Genomic DNA, 21,192 nt, shown 5'->3' with positions numbered 1-21,192 from the left:
AGATGGATTTTCAACAAAAACTGGAAGAGTATGCAGAATTAGTAGTCAAGGTTGGACTAAACATACAGCCAAATCAACCACTTCTTATAAATACTACTACGGACACAATTGAATTTACACGATTAATAGTGAAAAAAGCATATGAAGCTGGTGCAAAACGCGTAGACGTAAATTATACAGATGAAGTAAACGCACGTGCATTTTATGATTTAGCTCCAGATGAAGCGTTTGATGAATTCCCGAAATGGGCTGCTCTGCAACGTGATGAGCTAATCGAAAATAAAGGCGCACTATTATGGATTGATGCGGATAACCCTGACCTATTAGAAGGTGTATCCATTAATCGTATTTCAAAATTCCAAAAGGCAAGTGGTAAAGCGTTAGAGAACTATCGTAAAGCAGTGATGAATGATGTTATTACATGGTCAATCGTGGCAATGCCTTCAGAAAAGTGGGCGGCTAAAGTATTTCCAGACCTGAAACCTGAAGAACAAATGCAAGCACTATGGGAGCTAATTTTCCAAGTTGTGCGTATCGGTGAAGGTACAGCTGTTCAAAAGTGGAAAGAGCATATTGATAACCTTGAAAGTAGAGCAACACTTCTAAATAATAAACGATTCAAAAAGCTGCACTATAAAGCAGCAGGAACTGATATTCAAGTCGAACTCCCTAAAGAACATATTTGGTTATCAGGAGCAAGTAAGAATGGTCAAAACGTTCCGTTCATAGCGAATATGCCGACAGAAGAAGTATATACTGCGCCACTTAAAACAGGTGTGAATGGGTATGTTAAAAATACAAAGCCATTAGTTTATCAAGGAAATGTAATAGATGATTTTACTTTGGATTTTGAAAATGGCAAGATTACTTCTATTAAAGCTGCAACTGGTGAGAAGCTATTACATGAGTTAATTGAAACAGATGAAGGAGCAAAGTATTTAGGAGAGATTGCTCTAGTTCCACATGCATCACCAATTTCCGCTTCGAATGTATTATTCTTTAATACGCTATTTGATGAAAATGCATCCAACCATTTTGCTATTGGCGAAGCATACCCTACATGTGTAGAGGGTGCTCGTGGTTTAACTCAAAGTGAATTAGAGAACATAGGTATTAACACATCCTTAGTTCATGAAGATTTTATGATAGGTAGCGGAGATATGGATATTATGGGAGAACAAGCAGACGGAACAATGGAGCCTATATTCATAAAAGGAACTTGGGCTTTTTAAGGAGTGATTAGCTTGAAAAAAATGCTTTGTGCTTTAATCATTTTAGCTGTTTCATTTGGGACGATTACAGTAGAAGCTCAGGGGTCAGAAGTTTATATCGCACTCGGTGATTCCTTGGCAGCCGGTCAAACACCGAATCGTGCTATAGATACTGGCTATACTGACTTAATAGCGCAAAAACTGACTAGGACTGGACAACTGGCTTATTATTCGAAAGCATTGGCGTTTCCTGGTTATACTACAGCCGATGTGCTAGCAAGGGTTCAGTTAGATGAATCAAAGCAATTATTAAAGAACGCTACGTTAGTTACCATTTCGGCGGGAGCCAATGATTTACTTCAAACTGTGCAAGTGGATGCAACAAGCGGCTCCATAGCCTATAAGCAAATTACAGCTGATTTTGCGTTAAATAACGTTCGAAAAAATATAGAACAGATCATTCAAGAGGTACAGGCAATAGCTCCACAAGCAAAAATTTATGTAATGGGTTATTATTTTGCCTATCCTCATGTGAGAGCATCGCAAAAGGAAGGTCTTAAGAAAGAATTAGACCGATTGCAGACTATTTTAAAGACGCAGTCTGTGGCTAATGGGGCGACATATGTGTCCGTAGAGGAATCGTTTGGTCAGGGTGCCACAACGCTATTACCTAATCCTGCAGATGTCCACCCAACGATGGAAGGATATCGTGTAATGGCAAATGCATTCTTTTCGCAATACAACAACCGATTAGTAGTGACACAAAATGAATTACCAGCACCTAATCCGCTTACTTTTGAGCAAATTCTGAATGCAGATAAAGACCAAGAGAAATCTCCAGTGTCAAAATCAGAAGGAATGGTCAAATACTATTCATTAACAGAAATGAAGCCCCTTATTTAGTATTGGCTTTTGCATTATTTATGGATAGTTGCGCTTAGGTATTTGTAAGTTGCTCAAACAACATATGATGTTGCGTATAAGGATAAGAAAGTTGCACAAAGTTCATCGCATAAAAAAAGCTGTTCTCCTATTTAGGAGAACAGCTTTTCATCGTACGGTTTTTTTTGATTTTATTACTTTGCGTATAATGGGATAAACGATTGGTGCCCATTTAACTGCTGTTTTAACTAAGTTTTTTACATTCATCGTAATCGCTCCTTGGCTTTCAATAATAATAGTTATGTACCCACAAAAGCCTATACATAAACTTTAACATTACCGTAAAACTTTAATGCCTTGAACGATATTCCAAATCATTACAATTACATATACCAGCATGTAAATAGCGATAAGTATGAGTGGTCCGGCAGCCATCCATAACGAAGTTTGTTCATTAAATCCCGACGTAATAGGTATAAGGCTTGTAAAAACACTAATGAATAAAACTACTAACAAAATAACCGGAATGATATGGGATATTAATGATTTTTTGGCATGATATTTAACGTCAGAGTCCTGTGATACAAAATAAACGATAATGGGCAATAAAAAGGGTGCAAACAACACACTAAAATAGGAAAGTGCAGACAAAATTTTTGGATTATCCAATCTATTCAACCTCCTGTTCTTCTAAAATATTTTACCCGTGAAAACGGGCAAAATAGCTATATGGATTATTTCTTAACTAATGAAACTAAAATATTTTTATAGGCTTCCGTTGAGGAAATAGATACATATTCTTTTTCCCCATGCCAATCTCCACCACTTGGTCCAAACTCAATGGCACCCGCTCCAGTTTCTGCATAGAAGCGAGCGTCTGCCGCTCCATGCTGGCCAAATAATACAGCAGGCTTTCCTATAAATTGTGAAGTGACTTGAGCTATACGTTCGATATATGGGTTGATAGCTTCAGTAGTCACTGCAGGAGCAGTCGTTGAAATATGTATTTCACTATTGGGAAACTCTTCGGACAAAGATTGAAGGTCAGCAATAATACTCTGCATATCTTGTCCAGGAACGAAACGAAGATCATAGCCTACTTTGCACTCGTCGGGTACAATGTTATAGCGTTCACCTGCTTGTATTTTCGCCAAGTTTAAGGAAGGATAATCATAGAACTCATTGCTTGCTGTTAAAAAAGAAAGTGTGCGGAGCTGTTGGTCAAAGAGAAAAGCCTGCTCAATAGCATTATTACCTTCCCATGGACGACTTCCGTGACTTGATTTCCCCTTGAGTTTCACATCAAACTGAATAATGCCTTTTGCTTGTAAGCCGATTTGTAGATGGGTAGGCTCCCCACATATTACAAAGTCTCCGGTATATCCCTGGTCCACTAAAAACTTCGACGTCTCCCCACCTGTTTCTTCATCCGTAACAATATGTAATTGTATTTTTTTCGTAAGATTTTCAGGTTCTTTAGAGAGCTCATAAAAAGCTTGCATCATCGCAGCAACTCCAGCTTTCATATCAGCTGCTCCACGACCATATAAAAAATCTCCTTCTATAAAAGGCTCGAACTGTTCAGAGTTTCCTGGAACAACATCCACATGGCCATTCCAAATCATACATGCATCACCATCTCCAATTGTTGCCACGAGCATTAGTTTTTCCTCATGTTTTAAGATTGTAGTAGCAATCCCTCGCTGCTCGAGCCACCTCTCACAGAGTAGTAAAGCGCTATTTGCACCTTCGAGTGTGTCACTCTTTATACGAACCAAGTCTTTTAATAATGCAATCATGTAAATATCCCCCAATGCATATAGTATTTTTACTAGTATAACAAATCAATCAAAGGAGGTTGCAATACTTATTTTATTCAGCTACAATGAATTCGAACTAAATAATTCAAACCACAAGGGGCGCCGTTTATGCGGCTGAGATAGTACCCTTCGAACCTGTAAGTTAATACTTGCGTAGGGATGTGGATGGAAACTGACAATCGCGCGATGTCTGGGTCTATCCCGGGGTCGTTTTTTTGTGGTCAAAAAAGGGGATTGTCATGAAAAATCAACGAGTATTAATATTAGTAGAAATCGCTATTTTTGCAGCATTAGGATATGTTTTAGATATGATTGGCTTTGGAATGCCGCAAGGTGGATCGGTCACATTCGTTCTTGTACCAGTTATTTTAATGGCCTTTCGTCGTGGTATTGTTGCAGGATTAGCAACTGGATTTTTAATAGGCGTATTGCAAGTAGTGACAGGTCGTTTTTATGCTGCACCCTTATCATTTGAAATAGTTATTGCACAGGTAGCAATCGATTATTTCATCGCATTTATGGTTGCAGGATTTGCTGGGTTACTAAGACCTGCATTTATACAAGCATTTGAACAAAAAGATAAAGCTAAAATGATTAAAGCAGTTGTGATTGGCGCATTTATCGCCGCATTTCTTCGCTATTTGGCTCATGTGGCATCGGGTATTTTATTCTTTGGTGAATTTGCTGGTGATCAAAACCCAATCTTGTATTCGTTAATTTATAACTCTACTTATATGATTCCAGTATTTTTATTAGCTGCTTTCATTTGTTCCATTTTATTTGTTAAAGCTCCGCGCCTTGCACTGCCGAATTCTCACTAAATATGGTATAATTAGAACACATTTAGTGAAGAAGGGATCTTGTTAAGATGATTGTAAAAACTGACGAAGAGTTAGTCGCATTAAAAAAAATAGGTCGTATTGTTGCAGAAATTCGAGATGTGATGAAAGCTGCAACGAAACCTGGGATTACAACGAAAGAACTGGATGAAATCGGTGGGAAGCTATTTAAAGAGCATGGTGCAATTTCTGGACCAGTGGGTGAATACGATTTTCCAGGGTACACTTGTATCAGTGTTAATGAGGAAGTAGCTCATGGAATGCCAGGTTCTCGTGTTATTCAAGATGGCGATATCGTGAATATAGATGTTTCTGGATCACTTGATGGTTATTTTGCGGATACAGGAATTTCTTTTGTTATAGGTGAAGGATATGAAGAGAAGGAAAAATTATGTGCTGTAGCTGCTAGTGCATTTGATCGTGCAATGCTAAAAGTTAAGGCCGGTTCCCGTTTAAATCAGATCGGAAAAGCTGTAGCAAGAGAAGCGAAAGATAATGGCTTGCATGTTATTATGAACCTAACTGGACACGGTATTGGGAAATCATTACATGAAGCTCCTCAGCATGTATTGAATTATTATGATGCATGGGATCCTACGATATTAAAAGAAGGAATGGTTTTAGCAGTAGAACCGTTTATTTCTGAAAAAGCAGAGCATATTGTGGAATCTGGTGATGGTTGGACATTTGTAACACCTGATAAATCATTAGTAGCACAGATTGAGCACACGATAGTTGTGACAAAAGGTGCTCCTATTTTATTAACAAAATTAGATTAAAAAAACGCCTTCGAAATTTACTTTTTCGAAGGCGTTTTGTTTAAGAAGAATATTCCTACAATTAGGACACAGCTTAGAAAAAGAGAGGCTGTGGTTAGCAGTAGTTGATTAATATTATGGTGAATTGCTACTCCTATGAAAGTCCAGATAAAAACAATGGACATGAGACGGTCGAAATAATGATAACGAAAATGAAGAGCTATGGCTGTCGCAAAGGTTAGGAAAATAACTCCCCAAAGCGATTTGGTTATTCCAAATCCACCAAATTCATAAAACGTCAGGAGATAAGATAGATTTGTGAAGAAACTGATAAATGTCCAGCCTAAAAGCAAGGAAATTGGCAAACGGTTCTTTCGATTTCTATCATCTAAAGGATAGGTTAAATACAATATAAACAAGCAGCCTAGTAAGATAGAGATGGTAGCAAAAGCATATCCAAACTGCTCATAATGCCAACTAAATATGAACAAAATATATAAAATAGAGGCTATCCCATATAATAAAATACGTTTAGTAGGTATAGGACGAGATGATTTGTAATCCTTCATCATATTCCAAATCCACCACGCTAATGATATAACAATAAAAATCCAAATATAAAATACATAATATGCTGGAGTAAAATAGACGGGAAGTCTATTAAATATCTCACCACTAGTTTGATCATTTATGGGATGTAAAATAGATAGTAATTTAACGATTACAGTAGATATAAAAAATAACAGTAAAAGGATTATTTTAAACATTTAGCTGCCTCCTTCTATTTAATAAGTATACCTTTGATATATAGCAACAACAAATTACAATTATGAATGTTATGTGACGAAAATCAAACAATCTGCATAAGAAAACATGATATACTAGAATTCTAAAACAATTTTTTATATAGGAGGAATATTTAGATGATTGAACAAACTTATCCGATTGTCTGGGATCTAGATCGCTTTTTTGAAGGTGGTAGTAGCTCGCCAACTCTAAGAAATCATTTAGATGGAGTAAAAGAAAAGCTAAGTAACTTTGAAACTAAACTGAAAACCTTTGAATCTCCGTCATCCATAGCTGAGGTCTCAAGTATCGAGCAAACAATTTATGAATTAAAAGATATTGCGACCAGTTTATCAGAAGGTGGAGCAGTAATTGGCTGTTTTTTAGCACAGGATACAACGGATAAGCAGGCTGCATTATTACAGGGAGAGGTAGGATCGTTATATGCTAAGCTCTCTTCCCAAATGCTAACCATTCAACAAGTTCTTAGCAAAACGAAGGAAACAGTGTGGGAGGGGCTACTTCAAACAGCTGAACTTTCTCCATTTGCATTTGTATTAAATGAATGGCGAGATGAAGCAAAGAGAATGCTTTCTGAAAAAGAAGAAGACATGATTACGACACTTGGAGTAGATGGCTATCATTCATGGGGACAGCTTTATGATTTACTAGTTGGTGATATTCGCATTAAACTGACTATAGAAGGTGAAGAAAAAGAAATGTCGGTTGGTCAAGCGAATAATCTTAGTTCCCATGAGGATGCTTCAATTCGAAAAGAATCATTTGATGCGCTAGAAGCTGCATGGACCGATAAAGAAGAGTTCTTTGCGAAAACACTGAATCATATTGCGGGCTTCCGTCTTGCAATTTACGAAAAAAGAGGGTGGAATTCTGTTTTAGAGGAGCCCCTTCACATTAATCGCATGAGTGAAAAAACACTAGATGCAATGTGGGGTGCTATATCGAAAAACAAAGCACCATTCGTAGAATACTTAAACAAAAAGTCGGCGATGCTAGGCGAAAAACAAATGCATTGGTATGACTTAGATGCACCAGTAAGTACATCCACAGAGAAAATGGATTATCAACAAGGTGCAGAGTTTATCTTAAAGCATTTTAAAGAATTTGGACCAAAACTAGAATCATTTTCAAGAAATGCGTTTGAAAAAGGCTGGATTGAAGCAGAGGATCGTCCAAACAAACGTCCTGGAGGATTTTGTACAGGTATGCCTGTATCAGAGGAATCACGCATTTTCATGACATATAGTGGATCAATGTCCAATGTTTCTACTCTTGCACATGAATTAGGTCATGCCTTCCATTCATATGCTTTAAGACCGGTACATTGGATGAATCGTCAATATGCAATGGGTGTTGCCGAAACAGCTTCCACATTTGCAGAAATGATTGTAGCAGACGCAGCTGTAAAAGAAGCAAAAACGGATGATGAAAAAATTGCTCTACTTGAAGATAAAATCCAACGTAGTGTAGCGTTTTTTATGAATATCCATGCTAGGTTCTTATTTGAAACGAGATTTTACGAGGAACGTAAAAACAGCATCGTTTCTGCGGCTCGATTAAATGATTTAATGGAGGCAGCTCAGCAGGAAGCTTACGGTGATGCATTAGACACAACTCATCCACATTTTTGGGCGTCTAAACTGCATTTCTATATAACGGAAGTGCCATTTTACAACTTCCCGTATACATTTGGTTACTTATTCTCTTTAAGTATTTATGCAAAAGCTATAAGTGAAGGTGCAAACTTTGAAGAGAAGTATATTTCTTTATTGCAAGACACTGCAGTGATGTCCGTAGAAGATTTAGCATTGAAGCATTTAAATGAAGACATTACTCAGGAAGCATTTTGGAAAAAAGGTATTGACCTGTGTATTCAAGATGTCAACGAGTTTATCCAATTAACTAATGCAAAAGGGTGAAGGTGTTTGATTTATCTAGAAGGAGATACATGTTATTTACGAACATTAAATACAAAAGATGCACCAGCCCTAGCGGATCTAACCTATCGTAATAAGATGTATTGGTCCGTATATGAACCGTTACATCCAGACGATTATTATACGACTTCTGTGCAACGGGAGAAAATTAGAGAATCTCTCATTTTATCGAAGGAAAAACGAGAATATAGCTTCGGTATTTTCGAGCATCTGACAGATAGAATGATTGGCAGTGTGTCGCTTTACAGTATTAAAAGAATGCCATTTTCAAGTGGGCTTATTGGGTATTCTATGGATGAATTTTATATTGGAAAAGGAATTGCTTCTGAAGCAGTACACTTAGTGAAAATATTTGGATTTGAGCATGTTCAATTAAATCGTATCGAAGCGTATGTATCTCCTCAAAATAATGGCTCCATCAAAGTCTTAGAAAAAAATGGGTTCATGCAAGAGGGCCTACTACGAAGTCTGCTCTATATAAATGGTAAATGGAAAGATCATTTTATCTATGCATCTTTAACCGACGAGTGTTGAGAGAAATAGTCTATTTAATAAAGTGAAATCCCGGCTATTCATGAACAATGAATAGCCGGGATTTCTTTCATCCTATTGTCGATTTCCCGGGAAATAAATTACTTTTTGTCAATATTACCATCAGTTACTAAATCTAGACGACCAGTTTCAGGGTCAATAATTAGTCCATGAACTGGAATATCAGAAAGCATAAGTGGATGATTTCTTATCATATCCACACTATGTAACACACTACTCTCGACGTTTGAAAAACCTTCTAACCAATCTTCTATGTTTACGCCAGAATTTTTTACAATGTCTAATACAAGTGGATTTACGCCGCGGTCGATCATCTTATCTAGAATTTTATCTGTTTCAATTCCACTCATTCCACAATCATGATGACCAATTACGTATATCTCATCTGCTTGTAGCTCATATACAGCTACGATAAGACTACGCATAATTCCACCAAATGGATGGTTGATGACAGCACCTGCACTTTTCACAATTTTCACATCGCCATTTTTAAAATTCATGGATTTTGGAAGCATTTCTGTTAACCTTGTATCCATGCAAGTTAAGATGACAATTCGTTTGTTTGGAAATTTCGTAGTTAAAAATGGTTCATAAAGTTTATTTTCCACAAAGTAATCATTGTATTTTAAAATTTCTTTTAAGCTTGGCATCATATTCCCCCTTTAGTTGTAATTATATTTTATAGGAAATGAAAAAGAAATGCTTTATTTTATACTTGATATTGTCCCAATAAAGTAATTCTAGATACTTAATAAGGGTCAATACTACTGATTTTCGTTTCAGGTGGACGCTTTCCGCGGGCGAGGCCGAGCCTCCTCGGGTCAGCATGATGCTAGTCATTATGGAGTTGCCGATGTTAAGTTGTAAGCCTTCATACCTTTATATGCTCCCAGCGGGGTCTCGACTTTCTCGCTGTTCCCGCTGGAGTCGCCACCTTTCACTTCAATCAAATAAGTGAGTAGGTTTTAACTTGGTAATTAACCCGAGTACATATTTTAAATAACGATGTTAATTCTAAGGATAGTTTCATGGTCATCAACTAGCGAAGAGTGTTGATTATGAATTTAATTCTTGCCCAATAAGTGAGAAGTCTTGTTATAAGTTCGACCTTCAATAGTATTGAGTTTTACTGGCAAACATATATAATCTGTCATATTAGAAAGTAATTTCCTTATCAGCCCGCAATCTCCAGGATGTGTGCCTCCCAGCCGCAAGAGCGCGAAGAATGAGACTTCATAAAGGATGAAGGAGCGACAGCGATCATCCTTGAAGGCTCATGCGTAGCATGCGGCAAGCGCACATCCTTGTAGAAAGGAACTATATGGATAGATTACATTTTCATCAACATCTTTTTGAAGATGGTACCTATAGTCTATATTCTTGTTATTTATAAAAAAAGCAATAAGGTTGTTCATCGTAGTGAACAACTCTTTTGCTTTTTATTTGGAGATTTTTTATTCGAGATAGATTTAGCTCTGAGAAATAATATAATACAAGTTTTACTCCTAGAGGTAATTTCTATCTTATCTTGCTAGTTTTTGTTTTCGATCTGTTAGTAATAAAGCCTTTCCAGTTCCGATAGCAACAGACTGTAATGGCTCTGGAGCAATATGAACTGGTACTTCGATGACCTGGGTTAACCATTCGGCAATATCTTTTAATAATGCCCCACCACCTGTTAATATAACTCCGTGGTCGACAATATCTCCCGCAAGTTCTGGAGGGCAAGTTTCTAGTGTCGCGCGGATTGCCTCTAAAATAGTTTCCAATGATTCAGTTAGAACACCTTGAATCTGAGTAGATGATAAATTAATAGTCTTAGGAAAACCACTCACTACATCTCGTCCCGTAACTTGCATTTGTTCAACTGCATGCGGCACTAGAGCATGTCCAATAGTCATCTTAATAATCTCAGCAGTAGGTTCGCCAATTATGACATTATACTCTTTTCGAACAAAGTGAATAATTGCATCATCCATACGATCCCCAGCGGCCTTAACTGTATTAGATGCTACTACTCCACCGAAAGAAATAATCCCCACTTCAGTAGTGCCGCCACCAATATCCACAATCATACTAGCTACTGGCTCGTTGACTGGAAGGCCAGCACCAATTGCTGCAGCAACGGGCTCTTCCATCAATTGAACTTCTTTTGCTCCACTTTGTCTAACTGCATCTTGTATAGCTCTTCGTTCTACAGAGGTTGCACCAGATGGAGTACTCACAACTACAGTCGGTTTTCTTAACGAAGTACCAAGTTTTTTTGACGCTTTTTGCATAATCAGTTTCAATAATTGTGTTGTAATATCAAAATCGGCAATTACCCCATCCTTTAAAGGACGAATTATCTCAATAGAAGTTGGTGTTTTACCGATCATTTTTTTTGCTTCTTCTCCGAAAGCTACGATTTCACGAGTTTTCGTATTAACTGCTACTACTGTAGGTTCATCTATTAATAAGCCTTTGCTTTTTGTGTAAACTAACGTATTTGCTGTACCTAAATCTATTCCAATATGTGAGTTTGAAAACATTGGTCTTCCTCCTATTCCAATCATACTGTATAAGTATAAGGGATAAATTGAGACTTGCCATTTGTAACATTATGGTATTTTACATATATTTCAGGAGTTTTTAGGTCCTTAGATGTGAATTAAAGATAAAAAATGAATGAATAGTAATGGTTTGTCATCTATGTGTAATAGTCCTGTAATCAATTTGAAAAGAAAAAGAGATAAGATAACATAAAAAAACAACCGTCAGATTACTTGACGGTTGTTTTGTAAAGTTATTGAATAGGTTTTGAATCTATTGTAGAAGCATCTTTTGTATTCATACCTTTTGCAAAGTAATGTAAAATTACAAATCCTACGATTCCTAATATTGCAGAAAAACCAAGTACTGTAACTATGAATAAAGCCATTCTATAACACCTCACTAGTTTTCTTATATTTATTATAACGCAAAAATGAAAGAATAGTAACTAGAAATATATAGAAATCCAGTTATAAATTAAAACGCCCAGTTCCCATTACGGAATATTGGCTCTGATGTTCCATCTTCTTTAATACCGTCGATAGCCATTTTCTCTGAACCTATCATGAAATCTACATGAGTAATGCTTTCGTTTAAGCCATTTTCTGCTAGTTCTTCTCGACTCATTTTCTTGCCACCTTCTATACAGAAAGCATATGCACTACCGATTGCTAAGTGATTAGAAGCATTTTCGTCAAATAATGTGTTGTAAAATAATAGATTCGAGTTAGAAATTGGTGAGTCATGTGGTACAAGTGCTACTTCACCTAGATAATGAGAACCTTCGTCCGTTGCCACTAAGTTTTCTAGTACTTCTTTCCCTTGTTCAGCCTCGACTTTTACAATGCGACCATTTTCAAATGTAATTGTGAAGTTATCAATAATATTGCCACCGTAGCTTAATGGCTTAGTGCTTGCTACATAACCGTTAACACCTGTTTTTAATGGAACAGTAAAGACTTCCTCAGTTGGCAAATTAGCCATGAAAGAATATCCTTTTTCATTTGTACTGCCAGCTCCACACCATAAATGACCTTTTGGTAATTCGATCGTTAAGTCAGTTCCCGGAGCTGTATAATGAAGTTTTTGATAATTTTTGTCGTTTAAATAATCTACCTTTTTGTGTAACAGGTTATCATGTTCTATCCATGCCTCGGTTGGGTTTGTAACATCAGCTCGAACTGCTTGGAAAATTGCCTCCCATAATGCAGGCACTTGCTCGTTCTCTGGTAATTTAGGGAATACCTTTTTAGCCCATTCTGTAGATGGGGATGCAATTACTGACCAACTAATTTTATCAGATTGTGCATACTGGCGATATTTACTTAGAGCTTGACCAGCTGCCTTTTGGAAAGCGGAGATTCTAGAAGAGTCTATACCTTTTAAAAGGTCAGGGTTTTGGCTAATAACGCTTATAAATGCAGCGCCACCTTCAGCTAACAATTCTTTTTCTTGCGCTTTCCAAGAAGGGAAGAAATCAAATGAATCACTAGGTGCAAGCTCGTAGCGTAAGCGCGTGATTTGATCATCAGTAAGATCAACGAATACTTGTTTTGCTCCAGCTATGTAAGCTTTTTTTGTAATCAAACGAACTAATTCCACGCTATCAGTGGAAGCTGCGATAAATAAATTTTGTCCAGGTTGAATATTAACTCCTACTTCTACAACAAGCGAAGCATAGTTTTCTAATTTCGTATTAAAAGATGTCATATGGATACTTCCTTTCTATATTATCTCCATAATATCAGTTTTGAACTTCTGTTATCAATAATTAGTCGAAAAGGTTTTATTTCGTTCATAATTCGGAAACTTTATATAAACATTCTGTCGAAATTTATTAAAAAAAGTTTAATTTAGCCGAAATAAAGTAAAGAAATAGAATGTGGGGGAAGTTAAATGGATAAGTCTACAGTTTTTGGTTTAATAATAGGTTTTGTATCATTATTAGTTGGGATGGTTTTAAAAGGTGTAACCCTGAGTGCATTATTAAATCCTGCAGCAATCTTAATAATCATATTCGGTACTATAGCTACAGTAGTTATTGGGTTTCCGACGGTCGAATTAAAAAGAATACCAAAGCTTTTTGGAGTTATTTTCAAAGAAACAAAACTAGTAGAAGATGTAGAAGTAATTAAAATGTTCTCAAGCTGGGCAGATTTAGCAAGACGAGAAGGATTATTGGCACTTGAAAGTAAAACAACAGAGGTAGAAGATCCATTTCTAAAAAATGGTCTTACATTGGCTATTGATGGTCAAAATGCTGATTATATTCGAGATGTTTTAACAGAAGAAGTAGATGCACTTGAGGAAAGGCATTCAGGAGGAGCTCAAATTTTCACTCAGGCAGGTACATATGCACCGACTTTGGGTGTACTTGGTGCAGTAGTTGGTCTGATTGCTGCCTTAAGCGATATGAGTGATATTGATAGATTAGCTCATGCTATCTCGGCTGCCTTTGTAGCTACTCTATTAGGTATATTCACTGGATATGTTTTATGGCATCCATTTGCAAATAAACTAAAACGTAAATCTAAGCTAGAAATCAGACAGAAGACGATGATGCTTGAAGGAATTCTTTCTGTATTAGAAGGAGATGCCCCGCGAGTTATTGAACAAAAACTGGCTTCCTATTTATCCATGTCAGAACGTAAAAAAGTATTAAATGAAAGCGGGGAGGCTGGCCTTGGCAAAGAAGCATAAGAAACATAAGCATGAAGAAGAAGTAAGTGAGGCATGGTTACTTCCTTATTCTGATGTTTTAACGTTATTGTTAGCCTTGTTTATCGTTTTGTTTGCTACAAGTTCTGTAGATCAACAAAAATTGGAACAAATGTCGGAAGCCTTCAACCAAGTCCTAAATGGTGGAACTGGTATTTTTGAACAGCCATCTCCTATTGAGGTGCCAGATGCTCCTAATGATTCAGGTCAGGGTGAAGATGGTGAGAGCACTGCCTATATGGAAGATCAGCAAGCTTTGGCTGAAATTCAAGACAGTGTAGATGAATATATCGCAGTAAATGCACTTGAAAAACAATTCGTTACAAAACTAACCGATGAAGGCTTGCTGGTTACAATTAGAGATAGTATATTATTTGATACTGGTGAAGCAGATGTCAAAGGGGAATATCGTCAGATAGCAGAAGATATCGCTGATTTACTAGTGTTTGATCCCCCACGACATGTTGTAATCACAGGTCATACTGATAATATCCCAATATCCAGTAATGAGTATTCCTCTAACTGGGAGTTAAGCGTTATGCGTTCAGTAAACTTCCTGAAAATATTAGTAGGAAGTAATACGATAGATCCACTATACTTTAGTGCAAAAGGTTATGGAGAATTTCGACCTGTAGTCTCCAATGATACTCCAGCAGATCGTGCCAAAAATAGAAGAGTTGAGGTACTTATTCAACCTCTTGTTTTGGAAGACGGTACTTTAAACGATCAACCAGAATAATTATAAAACTGACAATCATAAGATTGTCAGTTTTTATTTGACTTTCAAAAACAAAAGTTTATAATTAAAACAAAAGTTTGAAACGAGAGGGAGGTGGACACAAAATGAATACAAAAGAAGTAAACATTTTAAAGTACTTGCGTGAAAATCCATATGCATCCCAAATGGAAATAGCAAATGAACTAAAGATGTCTAGACCAGCTGTTGCTAATATTATTTCCCAATTAATTAAAAATGGAAATATCACTGGGAGAGCTTATATTTTACCCGAGAATAAAGAAATTATTTGCATTGGTGGGGCGAATGTAGATAGAAAATATACGTTGAACAATAAGCTCCAAATGGGTACATCTAATCCTACATCAAGCTTACAAAGTGTAGGAGGGGTTGCAAGAAATATAGCAGAAAACTTAGGTAGATTAGGACATGCAGTGCGCCTGTTATCAGTTGTTGGCAAAGATATGGAGTATGAAGCGATAGAAAAAAGCTCTAGTAATTGGATGAATTTATTTTCTATTGAAAAATTACCAAATTACACAACAGGAACTTACTCAGCGGTGCTAGATTCGAACGGAGAAATGCTTCTTGCTTTAGCAAATATGGATATTTATGAACAGTTGACTGTAGATTATATAAAAAAACATGAAGCTCATTTAACGAATGCTCAGCTCATCATTATAGATATGAATTGCTCCAAAGAAGTCATTGAATATATCCGAACTGTTTCGAAAGGGTATAATGTACCACTGGCGTTAATACCTGTATCTTCCCCGAAAATGGACCGAATGCCTGAATCATTAGAGGGGATTGAATGGTTAATCGCCAATAGAGATGAAGCAGAAACGTATTTGGGCATAAGTATTGAGGATGAAGAATCGTGGGAAAAGGCAACAAAACTATTTGTTCAAAAGGGTATTTCCCATGTCATAATAACCTGGGGTAGTGAGGGTATCATGTACGCAGGTAGTGACATGGAAACGTCCTATTTTCCAGCAATACAAGTGGATGATGTAATTGATGTAACGGGTGCCGGAGATGCATTTGTTTCCGCTACTTTATATGCCTGGTTGAATGGAGAGGAAATCCCATTCACCATACAAACAGGAATGATGAATGCAAGTAAAACTATTCGCTCAAGCGATACGGTACGTACAGAGCTTTCCCGAAATAATTTAACTAATGAGATGGAGGAAATTAAAAAATGAAACAATATATCACTTATTCAGAAGAAGTAGCAAAAGGTATGCAAGAAGGAAAGGCTATCGTTGCGTTAGAATCGACGATTATCTCTCATGGTATGCCATACCCACAGAATGTCGAAACAGCTAGAAAAGTAGAACAAATTGTACGTGATAATGGTGCTGTTCCAGCGACTATTGCTATTATGGACGGAAAGATTAAAATTGGTTTATCTGATGAAGAATTAGAAACGCTAGGAACTAGTAAAGATGCAAGAAAAACTTCAAGAAGAGATCTTGCGTACGTGGTATCTTCAAAAGAAATTGGTGCAACTACAGTAGCAACAACAATGATTTGTGCAGAAATGGCAGGCATTAAGCTATTTGTTACAGGTGGAATTGGTGGTGTGCATAGAGGCGCAGAAACAACTATGGACATTTCAGCAGACTTAGAAGAACTAGCTAATACAAATGTTGCAGTAGTATGTGCTGGTGCAAAATCTATTTTAGATATTGGTTTAACACTAGAATACCTAGAAACGAAGGGCGTTCCTGTAGTTGGCTACCAAACAGATGCATTCCCAGCATTTTATACAACGACAAGTGAATTCAGTGCAAACTTCCGTTTAAACAATGAAAAAGAAGTGGCAGAAATGCTGAAAGCTAAATGGGATCTGGGGTTAAACGGGGGAGCAGTAATTGCAAATCCTATTCCTGCAGAGCATTCAATGGAAGACTCTTATATTAATACGATTATCCAAACTGCTCTACAAGAAGCTGAAGATAATGGCATTAAAGGAAAAGACGTAACTCCATTCTTGCTAGGAAAAGTAAAAGAACTAACAGAAGGTAAATCTTTAGAGGCTAATATCGAACTTGTTTATAATAACGCTCGAGTTGGATCTAAAATTGCAGTAGAATTAAATAATCTATAAAAGTAAGTAAAAGCTAACTATTGTCAGTAAGATGACAATAGTTAGCTTTTTTTAGATTAACATATACGTTAGAAATGGAAAAGAAACCTTTCGGCAAGTAAGTGGTAATCCAGTTGTAATAAACTTTATTCGGAATTACTACTATTTACGTATTTATGAAATTGACCCAGGTAATAAGAAAGATCGGACAAAAGAGATGCCCAGCTCATTTAGATAAAAACTTGTTTCTATCGTTTTCGAAGGGCTTTGGACAGACGTTTTGCTATATGATTACCGAGTGAATTTTTAGGGATGTTGGTTGGTTGACGCTCGTCACAACCAACCAACATCCCTTTTTCCCCGGTAATTTTATGGAGAATTTCTATCCGTCGCCCTCTTTCAACTCTAAGAAACAGGTAAGTGCATTTTTGGATAACTAGAGAAAAGATACTTCGTTATTAATAGAGGAAGCTCTCGAAGATACAATTTCGTTCGCTATCTCGCTTCTTTATTTAGTGAACACTTACTATTTCTCTTTATTTCCACTATTTTTAAAGAAATCTTACCTTTTTCATCCGTCCTTAAAGAGTAGTATCCCTAATACAACAGATGGATTAATAACAATATGAACAGTGACTACTCTTATCATCAAAGCGTTAGACTATGCAATATCTTAAAGTTGAGTACCACTCACTTAATTGATTGGAGTGCAAGGTGGCGACTCCAGCGGGAACAGCGTTAGGCGAAGACCCCGCAGCGTAGCGAGGAGGCTGAGGCAACGCCCGTGGAAAGCGTTCGCCTGAAACGGAAATCAGTAGTATTATTTATTCTTTCAAGTTCCATGAACCTAGTGCACAAGATACATTTTTAATTATTTTCTTTTAATAAAAAAGTTGATCCTGAGTTTATTCAGGACCAACCACAATGTTTATTTTCTTAAGTTTCCTAGTTCTGATGCAATTGCTTGCATTTCACTTGGACTGAAAGTATCTCGTTTTTTCACCATTTCGTATAGATAAACAAGATCTTCATACTGAGTTGCGTTAAAACTTTCTGCTTTCATTGCGTCTACGTTGACCATACGAAGTTTTTCTTTAATTGTTTCAACCATATATGTTACATTTTCTGCTGAGGGTTGTGATAGATTCATCCGTTTTGTAACCTGCCTTTCATACAATAGAATTAATCATTTCATGCAACGCCCACAATGTCAAACACTAAATAGATTTTCCAGCCTCTTTTTCTTCTTTTAGCTTCTCTTGAATTTTCTTCGTTTCATAAATAATTACACCAGAAAGTCCGAGAAGACCGATTAAGTTAGGAATGGCCATTAGTGCATTGGTAATATCAGAGAAAGTCCAGATTAAATCTAGCGAAATAACTGATCCAACAAATACCATTAATACAAATGCAATACGATAAACAATTAGTAGGGAAGGATTTTTGAATAAATACTGGAAACACTTTTCCCCGTAATAAGCCCAACCAATAATCGTAGATGAAGCAAAGAATATCAATCCAATTGCTACTACAATAGGTCCAAGATCACCTAAGAAGTGACCGAATGCTCCTGTTGTAAGTTCATTTGCAGCTAAACTTTTATCAGTATATATTCCAGACATTACAATCGTAACACCAGTAATGGAACAAATGATAAATGTATCAAAGAACACCTGAGTCATCGAGATAAGCCCTTGTCGACCTGCAAGATCTGTTTTTGCTGCAGCAGCAGCAATTGGAGCAGAACCTAAACCAGCCTCATTGGAGAATACCCCACGCGCAACACCATACCTAATTGCAGCACCGATAGCACCACCTGCAGCCGCTTCACCTGAAAATGCCATCTTGAAAATCGTAGCAAATGCTTCGGGAATCGCCGTAACATTCATAACCATGACAACTAATCCAGCAGCTACATAGAAAATCGCCATTACAGGCACAAAGATTGCCGTAACCTTACCAATGGATTTAATACCACCTAAAATAACTAAAGCAGCAAAAACAGTTAATACAATCCCAGTAATCCAATTTTCAATCCCAAATGTTGCGTTAACTACTCCAGCAACGGAATTGGATTGCGTACCGTTACCGATTCCAAATGCTGCAATAGCTCCAAAAATTGCAAATAAAACAGCTAACCACTTTTGTTTTAAACCATGCTCTAAGTAATACATAGGTCCGCCGGCCATTTCACCATTAGCATCTTTCACACGATATTTAACAGCTAGTACCGCTTCCCCATACTTTGTCGCCATTCCGAAGAATGCAGAAACCCACATCCAAAATACTGCACCAGGACCACCTAAAACTACCGCAGTAGCAACCCCAACAATATTACCAGTACCAACTGTTGCAGCTAATGCTGTCGTCAAAGCTTGAAACTGTGAAATATCTCCTTCTGCAGACTTATCATGATTTTTGGAGAAAACTTGCTTTAACGCAGCAGGTAACAAGCGTAATTGTAAAACTCCTAAACGCACTGTCAAATAAATACCGGTACCTACTATTAATACAAGAAGTGGGATGCCCCATAAAAAAGATGATACCGAACCTAAAAACTCATTCAATTTTTCCAAAAACATTACCCCCGGTCTTTTTGTCTGTTTACAACATATAATTTATGAACCTTTCAAACTATTCTCCTTAATTACAATATTCACGAAATATTAGAGTTAGTCAAGACAATTTTTAATATAACTAAAATTTTTGTTTGATTATATTTTTGTGAGGGTATAATTAAAGCATCTATATAGTTAAACTTGGAGGTAATTTGGATGAGTGAAAATAAATTTGTAAAAGGAATTATATGTGGTGCAGTTGTTGGTGGAGCTTTAACGATGCTCGATAGAAAAACAAGAGATTCTGTTATGAACAAAACAAGATACATGCGAAATGAAATTCAATATTACAATAAAAACCGGGAAGAATTAAAAACGAATATGCAACAACAAGTAACAAAATGGAAGTCTATCTATGATCAATTTTCTTCGGATGCAATGTATTTAACTGAAAAAGTGAATGAGGCAAAGGAAATCACCCCTCAAGTTAAAACCTTATTAACAGATACAAAAGACGCCTTCTCTCAATCAAAAGAGGAGTACAAATCAATAGTAGTTCCAGAAAAGGAAGAAAAAAGTATTTTTGAACCAAAAAAGTAATTACTGTTCTAGAAGGAGGGGATGGAGTGAAAGAATTCAATGATAAAAAAGAAAATAATAATACTTCATCCTCAAGCAACAGTTGGTATGAGAAACTCAAATTCCTAAATACAGAGAAAAAAGAGAAGAAAGAAGTGCAACATGATCTAACGACATGGTCAGGTTACATTAATCATTTAATATTACATATTCAGAAAACGGATATTCCAGGGTTTGCAGCTCAATTAGCCTATTTCTTCTTGCTATCTCTATTTCCATTATTAATTTTTATCATAACCTTGTTACCATATTTAAACATAGACGAGGCACAAGTCTTCCGTCTCTTGGAAAACTATGCTCCACAGGATGTATATATTCTTATAGAGGATACATTATCTGAGGTTTTTGTAAATAGGAACGGTGGGTTACTATCTATCGGGATTATTGGTACAATTTGGTCTGCTTCTAATGGGATGAATGCAATAGTAAAGTCGTTAAACCGTTCATATGAACTCGAAGAAACTAGACCATATTTCATCGTCAGGTTTTTATCTATTGTCTTTACATTACTAATGATTATGTTATTTTTGGTAGCACTAGTATTACCAGTCTTCGGTCAGCAAATTGGAACAATTCTCTTCTCATACTTTGGATTTGAAGAAAGCTTTTTGAAGCTTTGGAGTAATTTAAGATGGACGATTAGTCCGTTGATCATGTTTATCATATTAATCGCCTTATACTGGATTGTTCCGAATACGAAACTATTCTTAAGAAGTGTACTACCAGGAGCTGCTTTTGCAGCAATTGGTTGGCTTCTTGTATCCTTAGGATTCTCTTTCTATGTTAGTAACTTCTCTAACTATACTTCCACGTATGGAAGTATCGGAGGAATTATCGTCTTAATGTTATGGTTATATATATCGGGAAATATTTTGTTAGTTGGCGGTCAAATAAATGCAGTAATGCAGGAACGTAAAATAGCATTACAAAAAAAAGAAACAGAAGGACGCATTTAACTGTGAACTGAGCCCTATAAAGTAGACAACTTAATAAAAAGAGAGTTTGTAGTTTAGACTGCGATGAGATGGTTTCGGTATGCTTCCGGAGCCATCTTTTTTAAATCCCATTGCTTTCGTTCTGAGTTGTAATAATCTATATAATTTCCTAT

The 21,192-nt window shown here is 36.6% G+C and carries 22 protein-coding genes and 1 riboswitch; of the genes, 12 read left to right on the top strand and 10 right to left on the bottom strand.

The features are described from left to right. Positions 1-2 precede the first annotated feature (2 nt). Complete coding sequence (locus LDK52_RS12235; protein ID WP_277586235.1) at positions 3-1,232, top strand: aminopeptidase; 1,230 nt, start codon at positions 3-5, stop codon at positions 1,230-1,232. A 21-nt stretch (positions 1,233-1,253) separates the two neighbouring features. Continuing rightward, complete coding sequence (locus LDK52_RS12230; RefSeq protein ID WP_277586363.1) at positions 1,254-2,114, top strand: SGNH/GDSL hydrolase family protein; 861 nt, start codon at positions 1,254-1,256, stop codon at positions 2,112-2,114. A gap of 315 nt (positions 2,115-2,429) precedes the next feature. Here the strand turns inward: LDK52_RS12230 and LDK52_RS12220 are convergent, their stop codons facing one another. Next, complete coding sequence (locus tag LDK52_RS12220; RefSeq protein ID WP_277586233.1) at positions 2,430-2,762, bottom strand: magnetosome magnetite crystal formation protein family; 333 nt, start codon at positions 2,760-2,762, stop codon at positions 2,430-2,432. A 65-nt stretch (positions 2,763-2,827) separates the two neighbouring features. After that, positions 2,828-3,892 (bottom strand): M20 family metallopeptidase, encoded by a 1,065-nt coding sequence (locus LDK52_RS12215; RefSeq protein ID WP_277586232.1) that lies wholly within the window; start codon positions 3,890-3,892, stop codon positions 2,828-2,830. A 106-nt stretch (positions 3,893-3,998) separates the two neighbouring features. Beyond that, positions 3,999-4,090, top strand: a riboswitch (TPP riboswitch). 62 nt (positions 4,091-4,152) lie between these two features. Here LDK52_RS12215 and thiT point away from each other — a divergent pair. Beyond that, the gene (thiT, locus tag LDK52_RS12210) at positions 4,153-4,734 is read left to right on the top strand and encodes an energy-coupled thiamine transporter ThiT (protein WP_277586231.1); all 582 of its coding nucleotides are present in this window, start codon (positions 4,153-4,155) and stop codon (positions 4,732-4,734) included. A gap of 47 nt (positions 4,735-4,781) precedes the next feature. After that, on the top strand, positions 4,782-5,531 hold the full coding sequence (map, locus tag LDK52_RS12205; RefSeq protein WP_277586230.1) for a type I methionyl aminopeptidase: 750 nt from the start codon (positions 4,782-4,784) through the stop codon (positions 5,529-5,531). Between the two features lie 17 nt (positions 5,532-5,548). Here the strand turns inward: map and LDK52_RS12200 are convergent, their stop codons facing one another. Continuing rightward, positions 5,549-6,277 (bottom strand): tryptophan-rich sensory protein, encoded by a 729-nt coding sequence (locus LDK52_RS12200; protein WP_277586229.1) that lies wholly within the window; start codon positions 6,275-6,277, stop codon positions 5,549-5,551. A gap of 156 nt (positions 6,278-6,433) precedes the next feature. Here LDK52_RS12200 and LDK52_RS12195 point away from each other — a divergent pair, with 156 nt between their 5' ends. Beyond that, entirely contained in the window at positions 6,434-8,236 is a 1,803-nt protein-coding gene (locus LDK52_RS12195; protein ID WP_277586228.1) for a M3 family oligoendopeptidase, read from the top strand. A gap of 6 nt (positions 8,237-8,242) precedes the next feature. After that, positions 8,243-8,788: a GNAT family N-acetyltransferase gene (locus LDK52_RS12190; protein ID WP_277586227.1), complete on the top strand. Its 546-nt coding sequence runs from the start codon at positions 8,243-8,245 to the stop codon at positions 8,786-8,788. 98 nt (positions 8,789-8,886) lie between these two features. Here LDK52_RS12190 and LDK52_RS12185 read toward each other — a convergent pair whose 3' ends face one another. The 4 genes from LDK52_RS12185 to LDK52_RS12170 all read right to left on the bottom strand — a co-directional run bounded on the left by LDK52_RS12185 (position 8,887) and on the right by LDK52_RS12170 (position 13,048). Beyond that, positions 8,887-9,456, bottom strand: a complete 570-nt coding sequence (locus LDK52_RS12185) for a beta-class carbonic anhydrase (protein ID WP_277586226.1) — start codon at positions 9,454-9,456, stop codon at positions 8,887-8,889. 873 nt (positions 9,457-10,329) lie between these two features. After that, positions 10,330-11,337: a rod-share determining protein MreBH gene (gene mreBH, locus LDK52_RS12180; protein ID WP_277586225.1), complete on the bottom strand. Its 1,008-nt coding sequence runs from the start codon at positions 11,335-11,337 to the stop codon at positions 10,330-10,332. Between the two features lie 254 nt (positions 11,338-11,591). Further along, complete coding sequence (locus LDK52_RS12175; RefSeq protein ID WP_277586224.1) at positions 11,592-11,726, bottom strand: hypothetical protein; 135 nt, start codon at positions 11,724-11,726, stop codon at positions 11,592-11,594. Positions 11,727-11,815: 89 nt separating this feature from the next. Further along, positions 11,816-13,048, bottom strand: coding sequence for an aminopeptidase (locus LDK52_RS12170; RefSeq protein WP_277586223.1), 1,233 nt, complete (start codon positions 13,046-13,048; stop codon positions 11,816-11,818). A 186-nt stretch (positions 13,049-13,234) separates the two neighbouring features. Here LDK52_RS12170 and motA point away from each other — a divergent pair, with 186 nt between their 5' ends. From motA to LDK52_RS12150, 4 genes are all read left to right on the top strand, one after another. Further along, positions 13,235-14,038, top strand: a complete 804-nt coding sequence (gene motA / locus LDK52_RS12165) for a flagellar motor stator protein MotA (protein WP_277586222.1) — start codon at positions 13,235-13,237, stop codon at positions 14,036-14,038. Then, positions 14,022-14,795 carry a flagellar motor protein MotB gene (gene motB, locus LDK52_RS12160; protein ID WP_277586221.1) on the top strand — a complete coding sequence of 258 codons (774 nt, stop codon included), beginning with the start codon at positions 14,022-14,024 and terminating at the stop codon, positions 14,793-14,795. Before motA ends, motB begins: the two co-directional genes overlap by 17 nt. 104 nt (positions 14,796-14,899) lie before the next feature. Beyond that, a complete protein-coding gene (locus tag LDK52_RS12155) occupies positions 14,900-16,000 on the top strand; it encodes a carbohydrate kinase (protein ID WP_277586220.1) in 1,101 nt (366 codons plus the stop codon). Next, positions 15,997-16,908 carry a pseudouridine-5'-phosphate glycosidase gene (locus LDK52_RS12150; protein WP_277586219.1) on the top strand — a complete coding sequence of 304 codons (912 nt, stop codon included), beginning with the start codon at positions 15,997-15,999 and terminating at the stop codon, positions 16,906-16,908. The genes LDK52_RS12155 and LDK52_RS12150 overlap by 4 nt, the downstream gene beginning before the upstream one ends. 907 nt (positions 16,909-17,815) lie before the next feature. On the opposite strand, the gene LDK52_RS12145 is transcribed toward LDK52_RS12150, so the two are convergent. Together LDK52_RS12145 and LDK52_RS12140 are read right to left on the bottom strand one after the other, a co-directional pair. Beyond that, positions 17,816-18,037, bottom strand: a complete 222-nt coding sequence (locus LDK52_RS12145) for a DUF1128 domain-containing protein (protein ID WP_277586218.1) — start codon at positions 18,035-18,037, stop codon at positions 17,816-17,818. 67 nt (positions 18,038-18,104) lie between these two features. After that, positions 18,105-19,463, bottom strand: coding sequence for an alanine/glycine:cation symporter family protein (locus LDK52_RS12140; protein ID WP_277586217.1), 1,359 nt, complete (start codon positions 19,461-19,463; stop codon positions 18,105-18,107). 198 nt (positions 19,464-19,661) lie between these two features. On the opposite strand from LDK52_RS12140, the gene LDK52_RS12135 reads away from it, so the two are divergent. Beyond that, positions 19,662-20,045 (top strand): YtxH domain-containing protein, encoded by a 384-nt coding sequence (locus LDK52_RS12135; protein WP_277586216.1) that lies wholly within the window; start codon positions 19,662-19,664, stop codon positions 20,043-20,045. A gap of 26 nt (positions 20,046-20,071) precedes the next feature. After that, positions 20,072-21,040 carry a YihY/virulence factor BrkB family protein gene (locus tag LDK52_RS12130; RefSeq protein WP_277586215.1) on the top strand — a complete coding sequence of 323 codons (969 nt, stop codon included), beginning with the start codon at positions 20,072-20,074 and terminating at the stop codon, positions 21,038-21,040. Between the two features lie 53 nt (positions 21,041-21,093). Here LDK52_RS12130 and LDK52_RS12125 read toward each other — a convergent pair whose 3' ends face one another. Then, positions 21,094-21,192 carry an IS3 family transposase gene (locus LDK52_RS12125; protein WP_407081806.1) on the bottom strand — a complete coding sequence of 33 codons (99 nt, stop codon included), beginning with the start codon at positions 21,190-21,192 and terminating at the stop codon, positions 21,094-21,096.

The organism is Psychrobacillus antarcticus, from assembly GCF_029533155.1.
Lineage (GTDB): Bacteria > Bacillota > Bacilli > Bacillales_A > Planococcaceae > Psychrobacillus > Psychrobacillus antarcticus.
This window is presented reverse-complemented; position numbering and strand designations above follow the sequence as displayed.

Bases quoted from the DNA above. Each gene is read 5' to 3' on its own strand.
- LDK52_RS12235 (WP_277586235.1), top strand. From the start codon at position 3: ATGGATTTTCAACAAAAACTGGAAGAGTATGCAGAATTAGTAGTCAAG.
- LDK52_RS12230 (WP_277586363.1), top strand. From the start codon at position 1,254: ATGCTTTGTGCTTTAATCATTTTAGCTGTTTCATTTGGGACGATTACA.
- LDK52_RS12215 (WP_277586232.1), bottom strand. From the start codon at position 3,892: ATGATTGCATTATTAAAAGACTTGGTTCGTATAAAGAGTGACACACTC.
- thiT (WP_277586231.1), top strand. From the start codon at position 4,153: ATGAAAAATCAACGAGTATTAATATTAGTAGAAATCGCTATTTTTGCA.
- map (WP_277586230.1), top strand. From the start codon at position 4,782: ATGATTGTAAAAACTGACGAAGAGTTAGTCGCATTAAAAAAAATAGGT.
- LDK52_RS12200 (WP_277586229.1), bottom strand. From the start codon at position 6,277: ATGTTTAAAATAATCCTTTTACTGTTATTTTTTATATCTACTGTAATC.
- LDK52_RS12195 (WP_277586228.1), top strand. From the start codon at position 6,434: ATGATTGAACAAACTTATCCGATTGTCTGGGATCTAGATCGCTTTTTT.
- LDK52_RS12185 (WP_277586226.1), bottom strand. From the start codon at position 9,456: ATGCCAAGCTTAAAAGAAATTTTAAAATACAATGATTACTTTGTGGAA.
- mreBH (WP_277586225.1), bottom strand. From the start codon at position 11,337: ATGTTTTCAAACTCACATATTGGAATAGATTTAGGTACAGCAAATACG.
- LDK52_RS12175 (WP_277586224.1), bottom strand. From the start codon at position 11,726: ATGGCTTTATTCATAGTTACAGTACTTGGTTTTTCTGCAATATTAGGA.
- LDK52_RS12170 (WP_277586223.1), bottom strand. From the start codon at position 13,048: ATGACATCTTTTAATACGAAATTAGAAAACTATGCTTCGCTTGTTGTA.
- motA (WP_277586222.1), top strand. From the start codon at position 13,235: ATGGATAAGTCTACAGTTTTTGGTTTAATAATAGGTTTTGTATCATTA.
- LDK52_RS12155 (WP_277586220.1), top strand. From the start codon at position 14,900: ATGAATACAAAAGAAGTAAACATTTTAAAGTACTTGCGTGAAAATCCA.
- LDK52_RS12150 (WP_277586219.1), top strand. From the start codon at position 15,997: ATGAAACAATATATCACTTATTCAGAAGAAGTAGCAAAAGGTATGCAA.
- LDK52_RS12145 (WP_277586218.1), bottom strand. From the start codon at position 18,037: ATGAATCTATCACAACCCTCAGCAGAAAATGTAACATATATGGTTGAA.
- LDK52_RS12135 (WP_277586216.1), top strand. From the start codon at position 19,662: ATGAGTGAAAATAAATTTGTAAAAGGAATTATATGTGGTGCAGTTGTT.